General features: G+C 73.0%; 2 protein-coding genes. Both read right to left on the bottom strand.

Annotated features, from left to right (window positions below; genetic code table 11):
• On the bottom strand, positions 1 to 1,477 hold a 1,477-nt coding region (locus ABZ845_RS31660), incomplete at its 3' end, for a condensation domain-containing protein (protein ID WP_360986911.1).
• The coding region (locus tag ABZ845_RS31655) for an amino acid adenylation domain-containing protein (RefSeq protein WP_360986908.1) at positions 1,477 to 5,331 on the bottom strand (3,855 nt) is incomplete at its 5' end. The genes ABZ845_RS31655 and ABZ845_RS31660, both read right to left, overlap by 1 nt.

Raw genomic sequence — 5,331 nt, 5'->3', positions numbered from 1 at the left:
CCACCGCCACCGCCTCCGGCGTCCGCCCCACCTGCGCCTCGAACAACTCCGGCACCAGACCCACCGGCAGCCGACGCTCCGTCGCGTTCCAGTCGCGCAGGAGTCGGCGCCGTTCGGCCTCGTCCAGCACCTCCACCGCCGACAGCCGGGTCCGGGGGGCCGCGGCCACCGTGTCGACGACCCGGACCAGCCAACCGGCGATGCGCTCGACCGTGGCGGCGTCGAACAGGTCGGCCGCCGCGATGATCGTCACCTTCAGCCCCGCCGGGAGGCCCCGGGCGTCGAACTCCTCCCCCGCGAGCACGTCCAGGTCGAACTTGGCGGCCGCCGCACCGGTGTCCGCGGGGACCGGGCTCATCCGCAGCCGTGGCGAGTCAGGTCGCGGCCCGCCGTCGCCACCGGCCGGGCCGTTGTTCTGCACGGTCAGCATGACCTGGTACAGCGGCTGCCTGGCCAGCGAGCGGACCGGTGCCAACTCCTCCACCAGGCGGTCGAACGGCACGTCCTGGTGCTCGAACGCCGACAGGCTCGCCCGGCGGACCCGTTCCAGGACCTCGGTGAAGGTCGGGTCGCCGGACAGATCGGTGCGCATCACCAGGGTGTTGACGAAGAAGCCGATCAGGTCGTCCAGCGCCTCGTCGGTGCGGCCGGCGACGGCCGTGCCGATCGGGATGTCCGTGCCGGCACCGAGCCGGGACAGGGTCACCGCCAGTGCGGCCTGCAGCACCATGAACAGGGTCACGCCGCGCTCCCGGGCCAGTGCCGCGAGCCGTTGGTGCGTCTCGGCGGAGACGCTCAGCTCGACGGTCTCGGGGCGGCGCGAGGCCACCGCCGGTCGCTGCCGGTCGACCGGCAGCGCCAGTTCCTCCGGTGCGCCCGCCAGCGCCTGGCGCCAGTAGGCCACCTGTGCCGACAGCAGGCTCTCGGGATCGTCCTCGTCACCGAGCACCTCCCGTTGCCAGAGCGCGTAATCCGCGTACTGCACAGCCAGCGGCTCCCACTCCGGGGCTCGGCCGGTCAGCCGTGCCGCGTAGGCCGCCGAGACGTCCCGGATGAACGGCGCCAGTGAGCCGCCGTCCCAGGCGATGTGGTGGATCACCACCAGCAGGACGTGCTCGTCCGGAGCCAGCGCGAAGAGCTGGGCGCGCAGCGGGATCTGTACGGCCAGGTCGAACGGCTCGGCCGTGACCGCGGCCATCGCCCCGGTCAGTTCGGCCGCGGTCGAGTCGGCGACCGTCACCTCGAAACCGCACTCCTCGAGCTTCAGGATCCGCTGGTACGGCTGCCCGTCTGCAGCGGGGAAGACGGTGCGGAGCACTTCATGCCGTCCGATGACATCCCGCATCGCCCCGACCAGCGCCTGCCGGTCGAGGTCGCCGGTCAGGCGGAGGGCGAGCGAAAGGTTGTAGGACGCGCTCGGACCCTCCAGCTGGGCGAGGAACCACAGTCGGCGCTGCGCGAATGACAAGGGAATCATCAGGAGTCCTCCCGCTTACGCATCGGCCGCAGTGCGGGCCTAGCTCTCTTCTGATTTCCGGCCCGCTGGGCCAGCCAGACCGCGAGCGCGGCCGGCGTCGGTGCCTCGAACAGCACCCGGAGCGGCAGTTCCACACCGGACACCGTGCGCACTCGGTTGGCCAACTTCGTCACCAGCAGGGAGTGGCCGCCCAGCGCGAAGAAGTCGTCGTCCACGCCGACCTCGGGCAGCCCCAGGACCTGGGCGAAGGCCTCGCAGAACATCTCCTCCTGCGCGTTCGCCGGTGCCCGGCCGGTGCCGGCGACCACCGTGTAGTCCGGCGCGGGCAGTGCCCGGCGGTCCAGCTTGCCGTTCACCGTCACCGGCAGCGCGTCCAGCACCATCACGGCCGAGGGGACCATGAACTGCGGCAGCCGCTCCGCGGTGTGCCGGCGCACGGCGCCGGCCAGACCGTCCGCTGCCGCACCCTCCGGCAGGCCCGCCACCACGTAGGCGACCAGCCGCTTGTCGCCCGGGCCCTCCTCGCGGGCCACGACGGCGGCCTGCGCCACACCCGGGCAGCCTGCGACCACCGCCTGGACCTCGCCCGGCTCGACCCGGAAGCCGCGGATCTTCACCTGCTCGTCCGCGCGGCCGGCGAACACCAGGCGTCCGTCCGCCGTCCAGCGGGCCCGGTCCCCGGTGCGATACATCCGGGCACCCGGCTCGAACGGGCAGGCCAGGAACCGCTCGGCGGTCAGTCCGGCGCGGTTGACGTAGCCGCGGGCCAGGCCGGCCCCGGCCACGTAGAGCTCGCCGGCCACACCGGTCGGCACCGGGGTAAGGGCGTCATCCAGCACGTACACCCGGGTGTTGACGATCGGTGTGCCGATGTTCGGCTGCTCGCCCGGCGCCAGCGGTGCCGAGATCGCGGCGGCGACCGTGGTCTCGGTCGGGCCGTAGCCGTCGAGGAAGCGGCGGCCCGGCGCCCACTGGGCCACCAGGTCGGCGCCGAGCGCCTCGCCCACCGCGGCCAGCGTCGTCACGGACGGCAGGCTGTCCGGCTCCAGCGCACCCAGGGCGGCCGGCGGGGCGATCAGGTGGGTCACCCCGTGACGGGCCACCAGGTCGACCAGCTCTGGGCCGGGCAGCAGCTGCTGTGCCGTCCCCATGACCAGCCGGCCGCCGTTGCACAGGGCCATCAGCACCTCGAAGGCCGCGCCGTCGAAGCCCAGCGAGGCGAACTGCAGTACCCGGCTGTCGCTGTCGAACGCGAATCGTTCGAGCTGGGTCTGCCGCAGGCTCGCCACACCTTGGTGCGAGACCACCACGCCCTTCGGCACTCCGGTCGAGCCGGAGGTGTAGATGACGTAGGCCGCGTGCGCCGGGAGCAGTGCTCCCCTGCGCTCGGCGTCGGTCACCGCCGTGGCGTCGAGACCGGCCGTCTCGGCCGCCAGCTGTGACCCGTCGAGCACCAGCACCGGCAGGCCGCAGTCCTGTGGCACCGAGCGCTGGCTCTCCTCCGTGGTCAGCAGGCAGACCGGCGCCGTGTCGGCCAGCATGAAGCCGATCCGGTCGGCCGGGTGCGCGGGGTCGATCGGCAGATAGGCGGCTCCGGCCTGCCAGACCGCGAGGTACGCCACCACCAGTTCGACCGAGCGGTCGGCCAGCACAGCCACCAGCGACTCCGGCCCCACTCCGCGGTCGATCAGCAGCCGGGCCAGGCGGTTCGCCCGGGCGTCCAGCTCCGCATAGGTCAGTTCGACGTCCCCGAACACCACGGCGATCGCCTCGGGATCGCGCGCCAGTTGCCCGGCGAACAGCTGCGGCACGGTGGCCGCCGGTACGGCGCGGGCGGTGTCGTTCCATGCCACCAGCACCCGGTCGCGCTCGTCCGGGGCGAGCGCGTCCACGCTGCTGATCGGGGCGTCCGGCGCCGCCACCAGCGCGGCCAGCACGCGCGCCAGCCGCTCGGCGAGCCGCTCGGCCGTGTCCGGTTCGAACAGGTCCGTCGCCGCGATCAGGACGCCGCGCAGTCCAGCCGGAGCTCCCTGCTCGTCGAAGACCTCTGTGACGCCCAGTTCCAGGTCGAACTTGACCGTCGTCGGGCCGGCCGCCAGCTGCCCGGTCCGCAGACCCGGCAGCTCCAGCGTCGCCGGGCCGGTGTTCTGCACGGTCAGCATGACCTGGAACAGCGGGTGGCGGGAGAGCGAGCGGGTGGGGGAGAGCTCCTCGACCAGGCGCTCGAACGGCACGTCCTGATGTCCGAACGCGCCGAGGCTCACCTCGCGGACCCGCTCCAGCACCTCGCCGGTGCTCGGGTCACCGGACAGGTCGGTGCGCAGCACCAGGGTGTTGACGAAGAACCCGACCAGTTCGTCCAGCGCCTCGTCGGTACGGCCTGCGATCGCGGTACCGACCGGGATGTCCGTGCCGGCGCCGAGCCGGTTGAGGGTCACCGCCAGTGCGGCCTGCAGCACCATGAACAGGGTCACACCCCGCTCCCGGGCCAGCGCGGCCGCGCGACGGTGCACCTCGGCCGGGATCTCCAGCGCCACGCTGTGCCCGCGGTGCGAGGCCACCGCCGGGCGCTGCCGGTCGACCGGCAGCTCCAGCTCCTCCGGGACCCCGGCCAGCGCCGCACGCCAGTAGGCGACCTGGCGGGAGATCACGCTGTCCTGGTCCCGCTCGTCACCCAGCAGCTCACGCTGCCAGAGGGCGTAGTCCGCGTACTGCACCGGCAGGGCGGTCCACTCGGGGGCCGAGCCGGCGAGGCGTGCACCGTAGGCGGTGGAGAGGTCGCGGGCCAGCGGGCCCATCGACCAGCCGTCCCCGGCGATGTGGTGCACCAGCACCACCAGCACCTGGTCGTCCTCGCCCTCGGTGAAGAGCCAGGCCCGCAGCGGGATCTCGGCGGCCAGGTCGAAGGTGTACCCGGAGACCTCGGCTGCGGCGGCGTCCAGGCCGCCGGGCGCCACCTGAGTGACGGTCAGCTCGAAGCCGGTCTCCTCGGCGGGCAGGATCCGCTGGTACGGATCGCCGTCCTCGGTGGCCGCGAAGACCGTGCGCAGTACCTCATGGCGGCCGATCACATCCCGCAGTGCCTCGGCAAGGACGGTCCGGTCGATGTCCCCGGACAGCCGCAGGGCCATGGGGATGTTGTAGGTGGTGCTCGGTCCCTCCAGCTGGCTCAGGAACCACAGGCGGCGCTGGGCGAAGGAGAGTGGCAGCCGCTCGGGGCGCACCATGGGAGCCAGCGCGGTGCGGCCTTGGGCGGCCTGACCGAGCCAGGCCGCCAGCGCGGCCGGGGTGGGCGCCTCGAAGAGGACCCGGATCGGTACCTCGGCACCGAGGAGCGCCCGGATCCGGCTCACCAGGCGCATGGCCAGCAGGGAGTGGCCGCCGAGCGCGAAGAAGTCGTCGGCCACGCCGGCCTTCTCCAGGCCGAGGACCTGGGCGAAGGCCTGGCACAGCAGCTCCTCCTGCACCGTGGCAGCCGCCCGGCCACCGACTGTGGTGTACTCCGGTGCGGGCAGGGCCCTGCGGTCCAGCTTGCCGTTCACGGTCAGCGGCAGCGCGTCGAGCACCACCACCGCGGCGGGCACCAGGTGCTCCGGCAGCTTAGCGGCAACGAACTCGCGGACTCGGGAGGCCAGTTCGTCACCGTTGCGACCGTCGTCAGACACCACGTAGGCCACCAGGCGGACATCGCCGGGCGCGTCCTCGCGGGCCACCACGGCCGCATGGGCGACTGATGGGTGTGCGGCCACCACGGCCTGCACCTCGCCGGGTTCGATACGGAAACCGCGGATCTTCACCTGCTCGTCCGCCCGCCCCGCGAACACCAACTGCCCCTCACCCGTCCACTTCACCCG

Origin of the sequence: Streptomyces sp. NPDC047022 (assembly GCF_040644155.1) — a bacterium.
Taxonomy (GTDB): Bacteria; Actinomycetota; Actinomycetes; order Streptomycetales; family Streptomycetaceae; genus Streptomyces.
Note: the sequence above shows the minus strand (reverse complement) of the source record. Positions and strands in the feature narration are given on the sequence as shown.